We start from the raw sequence: 14,742 nt of genomic DNA, 5'->3' as shown, positions 1-14,742 counted from the left end.
CGCCCGGTCTCAGGCGGCCTCGACACCCCACTCGGTGAGGTGCCCGCGGCTGCACAGCACGTCGAGCCGGGTGCATCGCCAGCCCCGACTGCTGTGGGCGAGGCGCAGCGTGAGCATGAATGCGCGCCCGCCCGACATCAATCGGGCGCAGCCCTCGACGTGGCGCCCGTTGAGCACACTGGCGCGCACGCTGCGCACCTCGGCGCCCGACCAGGCCGGCACCGTGCCCCAGGCGCGCATCACGGTGAGCGGCTCGTCGTCGAACAGCGGGGCCAGTTGGCGCAGGTTGCGTCGTCCCTGCAGCCCCTCGAGGGCCTTGTTCGCGAGCAGGGCGACCACGTGGCGGGCTCGTTCGTCGCTGGCTTCGCGTTCATCGATGCGCAGGGGCACCGTCGGTTCGGACGACCGGTGCAGCGGCTCGGGCATGGTGGCGGTCTCGGGGTCCCAGACCAGCGTCAGTGATGTCATGACGCCCACTCAAACGGGCGCCGACCGGGCTGGGGAAGGGCTCCGGGGGTACGGACAACACCCGGACAACACTCAACGGTTGAACAATTCCGCCCGCGTGGCTCAGACGAAGATGGAGCGGTAGTCCTCGACCTCGGCGAGCACGGCGTCGGCCTCGTCGGCGTCGATGCGGTGGGCCTCGGCCTCGTAGACCAGGGGCAGCAGCCGCGACTCACCGGCCGTCGCCAGACCAGCGATCTGGGGGAACCTGCCGAGCACCCACGAGACTGCCGCCGTCACCAGTTCCTGGGTGTCGAAGGGCTCGTACCACGTCGCCCACCGACGCTCCTCGCTGCTCCACGGACGACGGGCGATCGCCTTGATCGTGCGCAGGCCCACGTCGCGTTCGTCGACGAGGTCGAGCAACGCCGAGAAGTGTTCGGCGAACTGCGGGTCGGCGTACAGCTGGTGGTTCATCGGGGTGAGCACGGAGTCGAAGTCGAATCGGCGCAGCGCCTCGGCGTGGATGCGTGGTGCGGCCTCGGTGTGCCCGGTGATGCCCAACCATCGCACCAGCCCCTCGTCGCGGGCCCGCTCGAGGGCGGGCAGGGGTCCGCCGTCGGCGAAGACGTCGGCCAGGTCGTCGTCATTGCACACCGCGTGCACCTGGATCAGGTCGAGGCGATCGGTGTCGAGCCGCTCGAGGGAGCGGTTGATCTCGGCCCAGGCGGCCTCGGTGGTGCGCTGTTGGGTCTTGGTGGCCAGGAAGATCTGGTCGCGCACCCCGGGCACCCAGGGGCCCATCCGGTCTTCGGCCTCGCCGTAGTTGTGGGCGGTGTCGAAGTGGTTGATGCCCGCCTCGAGAGCGCCGGCCAGCGACGCATCGGCCACGTCCTGGCTGACGTTGCCGAGGCCCGCGGCGCCGTAGACGAGCACGCTGGTCTGGTGGCCGGTGCGGCCGAAACGACGGAATTCCATGCCGCCCAATCTACGCCCGATGCGCGGCGTCGTCTCAGGGTTGGAACAGCAGCAGCAGGCCGCCGCAGGTGAAGGCGACCATCACCACCAGCAGGGGCACCTGACCGCGCAGCTGCCGCCGCTCGGGCAACCAGCGAATGGCCAGGTCGTGGGCGACCAGCACGGCGACCACGTGACCGATGACGATGCCCAGCACCTGGTTCCAGGCCATCAGCTGGGGGTGGTCGAAGATCGACGCGTCCACCCCCAGGGTGGCCGTACCGAACCAGTCCTGGGCTCGTCCGAGGGGGTCGGAGAGGTTGACGGCGACCCGCTGGCCCTCGAGCACCAGATAGGTGGCGTAGTGGGCCACGGTGTAGCCGACCGCGATCGGCACCAGCGAGACCCCCAGCCGGTTCACCAGCGTCGTGTGCCCCGGTTGGGCACGCTCCTCGACCATGCGTGCGCCCACCGCGTAGAGCAGCAGCGCGACGCCCACCGACGCGAGCAGGCCCAGCGTTCCCCACACCTCGCGCGGGGTCGACGACGCCTGCACGAACTGCACCCAACCCGTCGAGGTTCCCAGCGAGTCGAAAGCGGTCACACCGATCAGCACGCACCCCACCGCCCAGGTGCCGCGGTGGGGGCGCACCGAGCTCAGTTGGCGCAGGGGGTTGACCAGGTGCACGACGCCGTCGATGCGCTGCCACGGCGACACCCGAGCGACCAGGGTGGCGTACACCTCGAAGGGGTCGGCACTGGCGATCCAGCGGGTGCCGAAGGCCAGCGCGCCACCGACCACCCACATCAGCCAGCCGACGAACCACCAGCGCAGCACGTCGAGGTGGGTGCGGTCGGGCTGCACGAGTTCGAGGTACCCGAACGCGAACAGGGCGAGAGCGCCGGGCCACAGCCCCCATCGGGGCAGGGGGCCGTCGACGCCGAGGGCACCGCGCCAGGCGAGCAGCACGCGCACCGGGCTCAACCGTCGCCACGCGGTGCCGAACAGCAGGGAGACCGGCACCAGCCCGACCCACACCCACACGAACAGCAGGCCCGGGTACGGATTGCGCACCTGATCGGTGCCGAACCACAGCGCGATCTGCCCGACCACGGCGACCAGCGCGACCAGGGCGCGCAGCCCCCAGAGCACGACCGGGTGGTCGACGACCTTCGTCAGGCGTGGTAGGGCCAGCCCCGTGGAACGTTCCCACCGCGGACGACGCCACAGCCGGGTGGCCCAGAAGGTCACCAACAGCACCGCCACGGCGCCGAGTACGACCAAACTGAACGGCAGGGGCAGGTCTTCACGGGTGCCGACCCCGTGCAGGGGCACCAGACCGATGCCCGACGCCGGGGTCACGACCGGACGGCGATCTTGACGATCAGCTTGTCGAGCTCGTGACTCTCCATCTCGAACACCCCACCCTGGTCGACGGTGAAGGTCATGGTCGCGGGCACCCCGGGCTTGACGGCCAGTTCCTTGTCGACCCCGTGCACGTGCACCTCGTCCGCGGAATCGGAGGTGACGTTGACCGTCACGGTGCCGCCCTTGGCGACGTCGACCGTGGTGCCGTTGGGGGTCACCTGGCCACCCGCGATGGTCACATCGATGGTGACCGCCTGGGGGGCATCGGTCTGGGAACAGCCCATCAGGGTGAGGCCGAGGGCGAGGACGAGGCAGGCGAACAGGCGACGCAGCATGCCTGTCACGGTAGCCTGTGGGACACGACGCAAGGAGGTGCGCCCATGCCGGGTGTGATGGTTTTCATACCTTTCGACGCCGCCGCATGGCCGCGGGCACTCGACGCCAGCGTGCCCGCCTTCTCGGCGACCCCGGCGCTGTGCGAGTCCTTCGACGTCACCGATCCCGAGGAGTCGGAGTTCGCCGCCATGACCCTGGCCTCGGTCGCGGGGCTGGCCCAACACGGAACCAGGTTCGTGCTCGGGGCCGAGGTCGCCGACGACCAGGTGGACGCTTCGGCCGACACCGGCAACGGTGAGGTGCAGGTGAGCGGCCTGCGTCGCGCCCAGATCGTCAGCTGGTTCACCGACGAGTTCCCGGACGACCCGCAGGTGCGGGCCGCGGCCCACGAGGCGCAGGGACTTCCTCTGGACGACGCCTGGCACCTCGACGAGGTGCAGACCCTGATCGGCCACCACGCGCTGCTGTGGCACGCGGCCGAAGAACTACCCACCAACTCAGCCCGGGAGGACTGATGCCTCGTTCCATGTGGAAGGGCGCCATCTCGTTCGGGCTGGTCACCATTCCCGTCAGACTGTTCGGAGCCACCGAGTCGAAGGACATCTCCTTCCACCAGGTGCACCCCGCCGACGGCGGTCGGATCAAGTACAAGCGCGTGTGCGAGAAGTGCGGCAAGGAAGTGCCCTTCGCCGAGATCGCCAAGGGTTACGAGGCCCCCGACGGGCGGGTCGCGATTCTCGAGAAGTCCGACTTCGACGACCTGCCGCTGCCGTCGACCAAGGCCGTCGAGGTCGTCCAGTTCGTCGATGCTGCGGCGGTCGACCCGACCTACTTCGAGAAGACCTACGTGCTCGAGGCCGACGGCCCCGGCGGCAAGCCCTACGTGCTGCTGCGCGACGCTCTGGCGGCCACCGGCAAGTCGGCCGTCGTCAAGGTCGCCCTGCGTCAGCGCGAGTCGCTGGCGCTGATCCGCCCCCGCGACCACGTGCTGGTGATGCACACCATGCTGTGGCCCGACGAACTGCGCGACACCTCGTTCGCCGAGCCGCCCAGCGACGTGAAGGCGTCGGCGGCCGAGGTGAAGATGGCCGAGTCGTTCATCAAGGAACTCGAGGGCGAGTTCGACCCCGGCCAGTTCTCGGACGCCTACCGCGAGGCGCTCGACGCCGTGGTGCAGTCGAAGCTCACCGGGGTGGCGCTGGAGGAGTCCGGTGTCGAGGAGGGCAAGCCGGCCGAGGTCGTCGACCTGGTCGCGGCCCTCAAGGCCTCCGTCGCGGCCGCCAAGGCCAAGCGCGAGCAGGCGGCGGCCGACGCGAAGGCCGCCAAGGCCGGCTGACCCCTTCTGCCCCCCGCCCCGGCCGCGTACGATGTGGCTCGGGGGGAAGGGGGAACCGTGCCACGATCGGCAGAGGTTTCGCGCGAGGGCATCGTGCTGGCCCGCGAGGAGGAACGCCGCGCCCTTCGACGCAGACTCCACGACGACGTCGCCCCCACGGTGGCCAGTCTCGGGCTGCGGGCGCAGACGGTGCGGGCGCTGGTGGCCGACGAACAGGTCGACCGGTCCGCGGTCGATGCCCTGCTGATGCTGATGGTGGCCGAGGCCGCCCAGGCCGCGACGGCCCTGCGCACCCTCAGTTACGACCTTCGTCCGCCTGCCCTCGACGACCGTGGCCTGCTGGCCGCCCTGCGCGACCGGGCCGACGACCTGCGCCCGATCGCCGCGACCTTCGAGGCCCAGGGTGACTGGGACGCCCCGCTGTCGGCCGCCCTCGAGGTCGCCGTGTACCGGATCGTCTCGAGTGCGCTCTCGAACGTGGCCCACCATTCCGGCGCCTCGAGGGTGGACATCTGCCTGTTGCGCGATGCCACGGGAGTGCTCGTGCGCGTCACCGACGACGGGGTCGGCGTCGCCGATGGGGTGCACGCCGGCGTCGGGCTGACCGTGATGCGCGAGCGGGCCGCCGAACTGGGCGGACGATGCACCGTCACCCGCCGCCCCCGCCAGCCCGGCACGGTGGTGCAGGCGTGGCTTCCGATCCGGTCGTCCCGATGACCACGCCGATCTCGGTCATGCTCGCCGAGGACCATCCCGTCTACTTGCAGGGCCTGGTGGGGCTGATCGGCGTCGCTCCCGACCTGACGGTGGTCGGCACCTGCGGCAACGGCGAGGAGGCCGTGGCGCTTGCCCATCGGCTGCGTCCCGACGTCGTGGTGATGGACTTGAACCTGCCCGGCCTCGACGGCGTGGAGGCTGCCCGACAGATCTGCGCGAGCGATGATCCTCCCCACGTGCTGATGCTCAGCATGTTCGACGACGACGAGGTCGTGTTCCGGGCCTTCCGGGCGGGAGCCCGTGGGTACGTGGTCAAGACGGCGGCGCCGCAGGAGGTGTTGGAGGCCATTCGCGGGATCGCGGTGGGGGGAGTGGTGTTCTCGGGTGCCCTGACCACCCGGGTGAACACGTGGTTCGACACCGTCACCCGCGCCCACCTGCCCTTCGACCGGTTGACCCCGCGGGAGCGGGAGGTGCTGGCGCTGGTCGCCCGGGGTTGCGACAACCAGGCGGTGGCCACGCGGCTGGGCATCTCGTCCAAGACGGTGCGCAACCTGGTCTCGAACCTGTTCGCGAAGCTGCAGGTCTCCGACCGGGCACAGGCCATCGCGAAGGCGAGGTCGGCGGGTCTGGGCCGACACGCCTGAGTCCCGGCCTGTGCCGGGACAGTGTCCCGTGACACCCGGGACGGCCGCGGGTTTCAGTGTGCCCAGGGAGGGCGGCGCTTCGGGGGGAGGGCCGCCTCCCACCCACCAGAGATCGGAGCAGCCATGCCCATCCACCCCACCCTCACCCACCCCATTCCCACCCACCCCATTCACACCCGGGGCCGGCGACTGACGGGACGCATCGCCGCGACCTTCGTCGCGGTGATGGCGCTCATGATGACCGCCTTCCTGAGCCCTGCTCGCGCGGCCACCTCGTCCGCCACCATTCCGGTCGGCTTCACCAGCAGCGCCAACCTCGGATCGGTGACCGCCAGCACCACCTCGGGTGACTTCAGCGGGTCGATCACCCTCTCGGCCGACACCAGCTGGTCGGAAACCGGGGCGCTCGGCGTCACCTGGAACCCCGACAACGTGCGCCAGGGCCGAGCCCTCGACCCGGGGTATCGCTTCGACCCGGCCTCGGGACTGCTCACCATGACGTACTCGGCCAACCTGCACGGCACCGCCCAGGTGCTCGGCAACCCCGTCGACGTCTCGTTCACGGTGTCGGTGCCCATGACCGGCGTCTGCATGCCCGACGCCGGCGGCCACTACGCCACCTGCTCCATCGAGTCGGGCGAACTGACGGTGCTCGAGCCGGCTCCGTCGGTGGTGGGTGCCCTGGGCCCGCTGCTGCCGAAGGTCACTCTCAAGCTGGTCTCGCAGGTGCAGATCAGCGACCTGCAGACCTCGCAGGCCAACCGCTCCGCCACCTCCGGTGGGGCCATGGTGGCGCCGAACGCGGTGCTGCAGCCCTCGGAGAGCGTCCGCACCGATGACCTCACCGTCGGCTGCCGCGTCGGGGCGGGGGACATCCTGAACTACGCCGTGAGCGACTTCTCGGCGCAGCGTACCCTCAGCTTCGCCACGGGCGTGCAGCTCAACGTCGACGTCTCGTCGCCGGTGCCGATCCCGTTGGTTCCCTACCCGGACTTCCCCTACATCAACGTCTTCAGCCAGACCGTGCCTCTCGATTCGCGGGCCGGCACCGTCAACCTGAACAACGGCGGCGGGTCGGTCGACATGGGGGCCCTGCAGGCCAACAACATCGCTCCCGTGGTGTCGACCGCGTCGTCCTACATGGGCGTCGAGGGATCGCCGGTGGCGATGACCGCCAGCGCCACTGGCCCGTGCGCCGCGGGAGGCAGCTACGTGTGGCGGTTCAGTGACGGCAGCACGGAGTACGGGCCGTCGCCGCACAAGACCTTCACCGACAACGGGGCCTACACCGGCAGCGTCACCTTCACCGATGTCACCGGCCTGAGTGACACCACCTCGTTCTCGGTGACGGTGTCGAACGCGGTGCCCGCGCTGACGGTGACGCCGGACAACGCCACGCTGGCGTGGGGTCGACCGCTCAGCCTGAAGGCACAGGCGATCGATCCCGGCACCGCCGACCAGTCCAGCCTCACCTACGCCTGGACCTTCGACGACGGCACCGCGATCAGTGACGGTGGCGCCACCGAGACCCATCAGTGGGCCGCGCCCGGCACCTACCAGGTGGGCCTGACGGTCTGTGACAAAGACGGCGGCTGCACCACGAGCACCGTTCCCGTGACGGTCACCGCGCGGACGACCACCACCAGCTACACCGGCGACAACGCCGCGGCCCACTCGGCCACGGCCACGCTGTCGGCGTCGGTCACCGACGAGTTCGGCATGCCGGTCCAGGGCGCCGCGGTCGCGTTCACCCTCGGTGTCGCTACGGCGGAACAGGCCTCGACGGGGGCCTCGGGCGGTGCCAGCCGCACCCAGGTCGTGGGCCTGGTGGCGGGTTCGTACGACGTCTCCGCCAGCTACGCCGGCTCGGCGCTGTACGTGGGTGACGATTCCGCCACCGAGTCCTTCCAGGTCTCGGTGATGGGCTCCACCCTCACCTACACCGGAGCCGTCACGGGCAAGCCCAACAAGGTCGCTCCGGTCAGCGTGCGACTCGTCGACGCGCTCGGTCGTCCGCTGGCCAGCCAGACGGTGACCATCGCCATCGGCACCCAGTCGACCACGGTGACCACCAACTCCCAGGGAGTGGGCACCGGATCGATCAAGCTCACCCAGAAGCCCGGCAGCTACCCGGTGCAGGCGTCGTGGGCCGGCGTGACCGATCGCTACGCCGCCGATGACGTGGCGGGGGTGTTCAAGCTCAACACCAAGTGAGATCCAGTGATCGGCGCCGGGTTGCAAGACAGATTTTGCGGCCCGGCGCCGCACTGCCCGCGAATGTTGCGGGATCCTCTCGGGTCGGTCCTAGACTGGCGACATGCAGAGCTCCTCGTCGTTCCCCGTGCCCGTGAACGAGCGCGTGTTGGGTTACGCGCCGGGATCGCCCGAGCGCGGGTCCCTGCAGGCGCAGCTGCAGACCTACGCCTCGTCCGAGCCCGTCGACCTCACCGGCGCCTTCGGCAACGGACGACGCCTCGCGGGTGGCGACCTGGTCGACGTGACCATGCCGTCGGACCGCCACCACGTGCTCGGCCGGGTGGCGCTGTCGACCGCCGACGACGTGCGCGAGGCCATCGAGTCGGGTCAGCGGGTCGCCCACGACTGGGACGAACTCGGCCTCGAGGCGCGGGCGGCGATCTTCCTGCGGGCGGCCGACCTGGCCGCGGGGCCGTGGCGCGACCGGCTGAACGCGGCGACCATGCTGGGCCAGGGCAAGACGGTGCAGCAGGCCGAGATCGACTCGGCCTGTGAGCTGGTCGACTTCCTGCGGTTCAACGTCGAGTTCGCTCGCCAGATCACCGCCGTGCAGCCGCAGAGCTCGCCCGGGGTCTGGAACCGCATGGAGTACCGCCCCCTCGAGGGCTTCGTCTACGCGATCAGCCCCTTCAACTTCACCGCCATCGCGGCGAACCTGCCGGCGGCGCCCGCGCTGATGGGCAACGTGGTGCTGTGGAAGCCGTCGCTCACCCAGCAGTTCGCCGCCCAGGTCACCATGGACCTGTTCGAGGCCGCCGGGGTGCCCGACGGCGTGATCACCCTGGTGCCCGGCGCCGGCCCCGAGGTGAGCGAGGTGGCGCTGGCCGACCCGCGCCTGGCCGGGGTGCACTTCACGGGCTCGACCCCGACCTTCCAGCACCTGTGGCGCGAGATCGGGCAGAACATCTCCCGTTACCGCGGCTACCCCCGAATGGTGGGCGAGACCGGAGGCAAGGACTTCGTGCTGGCCCACCCCAGCGCCGACCCCGCGCTCACGGTGACCGCTCTGGTGCGCGGTGCCTTCGAGTACTCCGGGCAGAAGTGCTCGGCCGCGTCGCGCGCCTACCTGCCGCGCTCGCTGTGGGACACGATCCGCGACGAACTCGTCGAGGTCACCGAAGGCCTGTCCGTCGGCGACGTGCGCGACCTGGGCCACTTCACCTCGGCCGTCATCGACCAACGAGCCTTCGCCAAGCACCGCGACGCCATCGACCGGGCGCACGCGCAGTCGTCCACCGAGGTCATCGCGGGCGGAACCTACGACGACACCGAGGGCTGGTTCGTGCGGCCGACGCTGATCACCTCGGACGACCCCGGTGACGAGATCTTCCGCACCGAGTACTTCGGGCCGATCCTGGGCATCCACGTCTACGCCGACGACCAGTGGGAGCGGATGATCGAGACCGTCGACTCGACGGCCCAGTACGCACTCACCGGGGCCGTGCTGGCCACCGATCGCGCCGCCATCCAGCAGGCCGCCCGGGGCCTGCGGCAGGCGGCCGGCAACTTCTACGTCAACGACAAGCCGACCGGTGCCGTCGTCGGCCAGCAGCCGTTCGGCGGGGCACGTGCCTCGGGCACCAACGACAAGGCAGGATCGTTGTGGAACATCGCCCGGTGGGCGAGCCCGCGGGCCGTCAAGGAGACCCTGGCCCCGATCGTCGACCACCGCTACCCGCACATGCAACCGGAGGCCGACCAGTGAGCATCACCCGCATTCACCTCGAGGACGAGACCGCCGCCGCAGAACTGGCCGAGCGGATCGACGCCCTCGGCTTCGAGGTCGCCGTCATCGGGGAGCGGTTCGCGGGTGAGGACGACGACGAGGCAATCGAGTACGTCGTCTGCACCCCAGCCACCCCCGCCGACCTCGGTGATCTGGTCGACGACGACTGGTTCGTGACCACCGACTGACCCAAACCCGAACATCGAGCACAAGGACGTGTGACGAGTCATGAACCTGCGTGACGCCTGGTTGGACCGCTGTCTGCCCGAGGATCGCGAACAGCACGATCGGGCCACCCTGACGGCCCTCGCCGATGCCCAAGTGGCACTGGCCGCCTCGCGGGCGCCGGGGGAGACGTTGATCAAGGTGCACAAGCCCGAGACCGATCTGGGTCTGGGGCACGCCTGGTTGGTGCAGGTGGTCGGCGACGATCGTCCGTTCTGTGTCGACACCGCGGCCATGGCGCTGACCGCGTTGGGGTGGACGATCCATGACTTCTTCCATCCCACCCTGACGGTCGACCGCGACGGCACCACGATCGACGAGTCGTGGATCGTCGCCGCCGCCACCCCGCCGCTGGGTGCCGACCAGGAACAGGCCGCCCGGGCACTGGACGAGCGCCTGCGCACGGGCTTCGACCGGCTGTCGTTGGCGGTCGACGACTGGCAGCCCATGGTGGCCCGTACCCGCGAGATCGCCGCCTCCGTGCGCGGGCGCGATGCCGAGACCGACGCCCTGGCCGACACCCTGGACTGGTTCGCCGACGAGGGCTTCGTCTTCCTGGGGGCGCGGGACCACACGGTCGCCGACGGCGTCTTCACTCCCGTGGAGGGCAGTGGGCTGGGCGAACTCCGCGGGGATCGGCCGATGGCCTTCCACGCGACGGTGGCGACCCGTGACCCTCGTCCGTGGTTGATCACCAAGGACTCCGAGCGCAGCGTCGTGCACCGGGCCGGGCTGCGTGACTACGTGGCCGTGCGCGAGTTCGACGAGAGCCGTGCCCTGGTGCGCGAACGCTGCCTCGTCGGCCTGCTGGCGTCGAAGGCCTACACCGAGGACATCTCCCGCATTCCCATGCTGCGCGACAAGCTCGCCCGGGTGCTCGAGGCCTCGCAGGCCCGCCCCGCCAGCCATCGCGGCAAGGCGATCACGGCTGCTCTGGCCACCTACCCCCGCGACGAGTTGTTCCAGGCCCGCGTCAGCCAGCTGACCCCGATCATGGGCGAGGTCGCCGAACTGCGGGAACGCCGGCAGGTGCGGGCGTTCGTCCGCACCGACCCCTGGGGACGATTCGCCTACGTGACCGTCTACCTGCCGCGCGACCGCTACAACACGGTGGTGCGCGAGGCCATGGAGGGCGTGCTGCGCACCCACTCCGGGGCGAGCTCGATCGACTTCCGCGCCCACGTCACCGAGTCGGTGCTGGCCCGGTTGTTCTTCACGCTCACCCTGACCGGGCCGGTGGAGTGGAACCTGCCCGCCCTGCAGCGCGACCTCACGCAGGCCAGCCGCGACTGGACCGAAGGGTTCGTCGACCTGGCTCGCGACCTCGACCCGGCCGAACGGGGGGTCGAGTTCTCGGCGGCCTACCAGGACGCCAACACCCCCAGTCAAGGCTTCTTCGACCTGCTCGAACTCAACGCCTTGGCCGATGACGATGACATGCGGTTGGTGATGTACCGCCCCGACCGCCCCGAACGCGCCGACCTGCGGGTCAAGGTGATGGTGGCAGGCGTTCCGATGACGCTGTCGCACGCGATGCCGCTGTGGAACAGCCTGGGGTTGACCGTGGTGGACGAGCGTGCCCATCCCGTCACCCTGCGCGGTCAGCAGACCAGCATCGCCGATTTCGGGCTGGTGAACCCGCCCGGGGTGAAGTGGGACACCCCCGACCGCCAGCGCGTGCTCGACGCCTTCGAGGCCTGCCACCGCGGTGCGATGGACGTGGACCAGCTCAACGCCCTGGTCACGACGGCCGGGCTGACGTGGCGTCAGGTGGTGGTGCTGCGCACCGTGTCGCGCTACCTGTTGCAGGCGGGAATCGCCTACTCGCAGGCCTACGTCGCGCAGACTTTGCTGGAACATCCGGTGCTCGCCCGCGCCCTGTCGGAACTGTTCGACGCCAAGTTCGACCCCGACCTGTTCCCCGACGACGGAGCCGACCTCGCCGATCGGCGGCGCGCGGTGCACACGCTGTCGACCGCCATCGCCGGCGAGCTCGACGAGGTCACCAGTCTCGACGCCGACCGCATCCTGCGCTCGTTCCTGCAGGTGATCGATGCCTGCGTGCGCACCAATGCGTTCGTGCCCTCGGCCCGGGCCACCGCGCTCAAGCTGGTGCCGACCGAGCTGGCGCTGCTGCCCAAACCGCGGCCGGCGTTCGAGATCTTCGTGCACTCACCCCGGGTGGAGGGAGTGCACCTGCGCTTCGGGGCCGTGGCCCGCGGCGGACTGCGCTGGTCGGACCGTCCCGAGGATTTCCGCACCGAGGTGTTGGGGCTGGTCAAGGCCCAGATGGTCAAGAACACCGTGATCGTGCCGGTCGGCGCCAAGGGCGGCTTCCTGCCCCGTCAGCTGCCGCCGGCGAGCGATCGTCCGGCCTGGTTGGCCGAGGGGCAGGAGTGCTACCGCATCTTCATCGGGTCACTGCTCGACGTGACCGACAACCTCGTCGGCGGCGAGGTGGTCGCGGCCGAGCGGGTCGTGCGCCACGACTGCCTGGACGCATCGATGGGCGACACCTACCTGGTGGTCGCCGCCGACAAGGGCACCGCCACGTTCTCAGACCTCGCCAACCAGATCGCCGTCGAGCGCGGCTTCTGGTTGGGCGATGCCTTCGCGTCGGGCGGGTCGAAGGGCTACGACCACAAGGAGATGGGCATCACCGCCCGCGGCGCCTGGGAGTCGGTCAAGCGGCACCTGGCCGAGGCGGGCATCGACTCGCAGACGACCGACTTCACCTGCGTGGGCATCGGCGACATGGCCGGTGACGTGTTCGGCAACGGCATGCTGTTGTCGGAGCACATCGGCCTGGTGGCCGCCTTCAACCACCAGCACATCTTCCTCGACCCCACCCCCGACACCGCGCGCGGGTTCGCCGAGCGCCGCCGGCTGTTCGAGCTTCCCCGCTCGACGTGGGACGACTACGACCGCACGGCCATCTCGGACGGCGGCGGGGTGTTCTCGCGGCAGGCCAAGGCGATCGAGATCAGCCCCGAGGTGGCAGCCCTGCTCGACCTCGACGCCGCGGTGGGCACCATGACACCCACTGACCTGATCAGGGCGATCCTGCAGGCGCCGGTCGACCTGCTCTTCAACGGCGGCATCGGCACGTACGTGAAGGCCGAGACCGAGACCCACGCCGAGGTCGGGGACCGCGCCAACGACGCGCTCCGCGTCAACGGATCGGACCTGCGCTGCCGCGTGGTGGGGGAGGGCGGCAACCTCGGCCTCACCCAGAAGGGTCGCATCGAGTACGCCCGCGCCGGCGGCCGCGTCAACACCGACTTCATCGACAACTCCGCGGGCGTCGACACCTCCGACCACGAGGTCAACATCAAGATCCTGCTGGCGGGGGCGATCGAGGCGGGCCTGATCGACGAGGCCGGCCGCGACGAACTGTTGCCGACGATGACCGACGAGATCGCCCAGCTGGTGCTGGTGCACAACATCGACCAGAACGTTGCCCTGGCCAATGCGCGATCCCGGGCGGCGGCGATGAGTTGGGTGCACGAGTCGCTGATGCAGCACCTGGAGCAGGCGGTCGGCCTCGACCGGGAACTCGAGGGCCTGCCGAACCGTGAGGCCATGCAGGCCATCGTCGACCGTGGCGAGGCCCTGTCGAACCCCGAGATGTGCTCGCTGATGGCCTGGACGAAGATCTGGCTCGAGCGCGAGGTGCTCGCCTCTGACCTGCCCGACGACCCCTACCTGCAGCACCGGGTGCACAGCTACTTCCCGACCCGGCTCAGGGAGCGCTTCGCCGCCCAGATCGACCAGCACCCGCTGCGTCGCGAGATCATCACCACGGTGGCCGTCAACCGGTTCGTGAACTCCCAGGGCATCAGCGCCTGCCACCGGTTGGCCACCGAGACCGGCCGCACCCCCGACGAGGTGATCCGCGCCCAGTTGGTGGCCCGCAGCATCTTCGGAGCGGGCCGCTACGAGGTGGCGCTGGCGCGTACGGGTATGGACCCGGCCCTGCAACTCGACCTGCGACTCAGCGTGCGCAAGCTGGTGGAGCGGGGCACCCGCTGGCTGCTGATGCACCGTCGCGGCACCCTCGACATCGCCGGTGAGATCGAGCAGCTGGCCCCCGCCATCGACGCGTTGGTCGCCAACCTGCCCAGTCTGCTGACCGCACGCGGACGGGGCCTGCGCGACGACGCCCTCGCCAAGTCGCTCGCGCGTGGTGTCGAGCCCGGCCTGGCCGAGATCGCGGCCAACGCGCCCAGCCTGCACCTGGGGCTGGCGATGATCGAGGTGAGCCGACGGGTCGACCGTGACCTGCTGGTGACCGCGTCGACGTTCGTCGAGCTGGTCGAGCGGCTGGAACTCGACTCCCTGCTGCCGTTGATCGAAGGGCTGCCCAGGACGAGCGAATGGGACGTGCAGGCCCGTTCGGCGATGCGCGACGAGATGCTGCAGCTGCAGACCGACCTGACGGCGCAGGCTCTGGAGGTGGGTTCGGTCGACGCCTGGGGCGCCCGCGTGCCCAGGCTCGACGATCGGCTGGCCCAGCTGAAGCAGGCCACGTCGGCGGGCCCTGATCTGGCCCGGCTGTCGGTGGCGCTGAGGATCGTCCGGGGCATGTACGACGCGGTGAAGGCGGGCTGACGGGGCTGATTCGTGCCGGGTGCCCCCGGTGTGCGAGACTGGACGACGGCCCGGGCACGATTCCCGGCCAGCGTCGTGGAGTTCCCTTGACCGCTCACCTCGGTGGGCATGCCCC

Annotated in this window: 12 protein-coding genes; 8 read left to right on the top strand and 4 right to left on the bottom strand. The window is 70.2% G+C overall.

Annotated elements, in window-relative coordinates; genetic code table 11:
* Positions 1-9 precede the first annotated feature (9 nt).
* The 4 genes from ACSDQ9_RS02960 to ACSDQ9_RS02945 form a co-directional block, all read right to left on the bottom strand.
* Complete coding sequence (locus ACSDQ9_RS02960) at positions 10-468, bottom strand: Rv3235 family protein (RefSeq protein ID WP_435143364.1); 459 nt, start codon at positions 466-468, stop codon at positions 10-12.
* 102 nt (positions 469-570) lie between these two features.
* Positions 571-1,425: an aldo/keto reductase gene (locus ACSDQ9_RS02955; protein WP_435143361.1), complete on the bottom strand. Its 855-nt coding sequence runs from the start codon at positions 1,423-1,425 to the stop codon at positions 571-573.
* A 34-nt stretch (positions 1,426-1,459) separates the two neighbouring features.
* Positions 1,460-2,767, bottom strand: a complete 1,308-nt coding sequence (locus ACSDQ9_RS02950) for a hypothetical protein (protein WP_435143358.1) — start codon at positions 2,765-2,767, stop codon at positions 1,460-1,462.
* The gene (locus ACSDQ9_RS02945) at positions 2,764-3,108 is read right to left on the bottom strand and encodes a cupredoxin domain-containing protein (protein WP_435143356.1); all 345 of its coding nucleotides are present in this window, start codon (positions 3,106-3,108) and stop codon (positions 2,764-2,766) included. The genes ACSDQ9_RS02950 and ACSDQ9_RS02945 overlap by 4 nt, the downstream gene beginning before the upstream one ends.
* A gap of 57 nt (positions 3,109-3,165) precedes the next feature.
* Between ACSDQ9_RS02945 and ACSDQ9_RS02940 the strand changes: the two genes are divergently transcribed.
* The 8 genes from ACSDQ9_RS02940 to ACSDQ9_RS02905 all read left to right on the top strand — a co-directional run bounded on the left by ACSDQ9_RS02940 (position 3,166) and on the right by ACSDQ9_RS02905 (position 14,627).
* On the top strand, positions 3,166-3,624 hold the full coding sequence (locus ACSDQ9_RS02940) for a DUF6912 family protein (RefSeq protein ID WP_435143354.1): 459 nt from the start codon (positions 3,166-3,168) through the stop codon (positions 3,622-3,624).
* Positions 3,624-4,445: a non-homologous end joining protein Ku gene (ku, locus tag ACSDQ9_RS02935; RefSeq protein WP_435143351.1), complete on the top strand. Its 822-nt coding sequence runs from the start codon at positions 3,624-3,626 to the stop codon at positions 4,443-4,445. Before ACSDQ9_RS02940 ends, ku begins: the two co-directional genes overlap by 1 nt.
* A gap of 57 nt (positions 4,446-4,502) precedes the next feature.
* The gene (locus tag ACSDQ9_RS02930) at positions 4,503-5,162 is read left to right on the top strand and encodes a sensor histidine kinase (RefSeq protein ID WP_435143348.1); all 660 of its coding nucleotides are present in this window, start codon (positions 4,503-4,505) and stop codon (positions 5,160-5,162) included.
* A complete protein-coding gene (locus tag ACSDQ9_RS02925) occupies positions 5,159-5,809 on the top strand; it encodes a response regulator (RefSeq protein ID WP_435143345.1) in 651 nt (216 codons plus the stop codon). Before ACSDQ9_RS02930 ends, ACSDQ9_RS02925 begins: the two co-directional genes overlap by 4 nt.
* A gap of 123 nt (positions 5,810-5,932) precedes the next feature.
* Positions 5,933-8,023 carry a PKD domain-containing protein gene (locus ACSDQ9_RS02920; RefSeq protein WP_435143342.1) on the top strand — a complete coding sequence of 697 codons (2,091 nt, stop codon included), beginning with the start codon at positions 5,933-5,935 and terminating at the stop codon, positions 8,021-8,023.
* Between the two features lie 103 nt (positions 8,024-8,126).
* Positions 8,127-9,770, top strand: a complete 1,644-nt coding sequence (gene pruA / locus ACSDQ9_RS02915; RefSeq protein ID WP_435143340.1) for an L-glutamate gamma-semialdehyde dehydrogenase — start codon at positions 8,127-8,129, stop codon at positions 9,768-9,770.
* Positions 9,767-9,979 (top strand): hypothetical protein, encoded by a 213-nt coding sequence (locus ACSDQ9_RS02910; protein ID WP_435143337.1) that lies wholly within the window; start codon positions 9,767-9,769, stop codon positions 9,977-9,979. The genes pruA and ACSDQ9_RS02910 overlap by 4 nt, the downstream gene beginning before the upstream one ends.
* A 40-nt stretch (positions 9,980-10,019) precedes the next feature.
* Positions 10,020-14,627: an NAD-glutamate dehydrogenase gene (locus ACSDQ9_RS02905; protein WP_435143335.1), complete on the top strand. Its 4,608-nt coding sequence runs from the start codon at positions 10,020-10,022 to the stop codon at positions 14,625-14,627.
* Positions 14,628-14,742 lie beyond the last annotated feature (115 nt).

This window comes from Aestuariimicrobium soli, from assembly GCF_051192575.1.
GTDB lineage: Bacteria > Actinomycetota > Actinomycetes > Propionibacteriales > Propionibacteriaceae > Aestuariimicrobium > Aestuariimicrobium soli.
The sequence above is the reverse complement of the archived record's forward strand: the minus strand, read 5'-3'. Positions and strand labels throughout refer to the sequence as shown.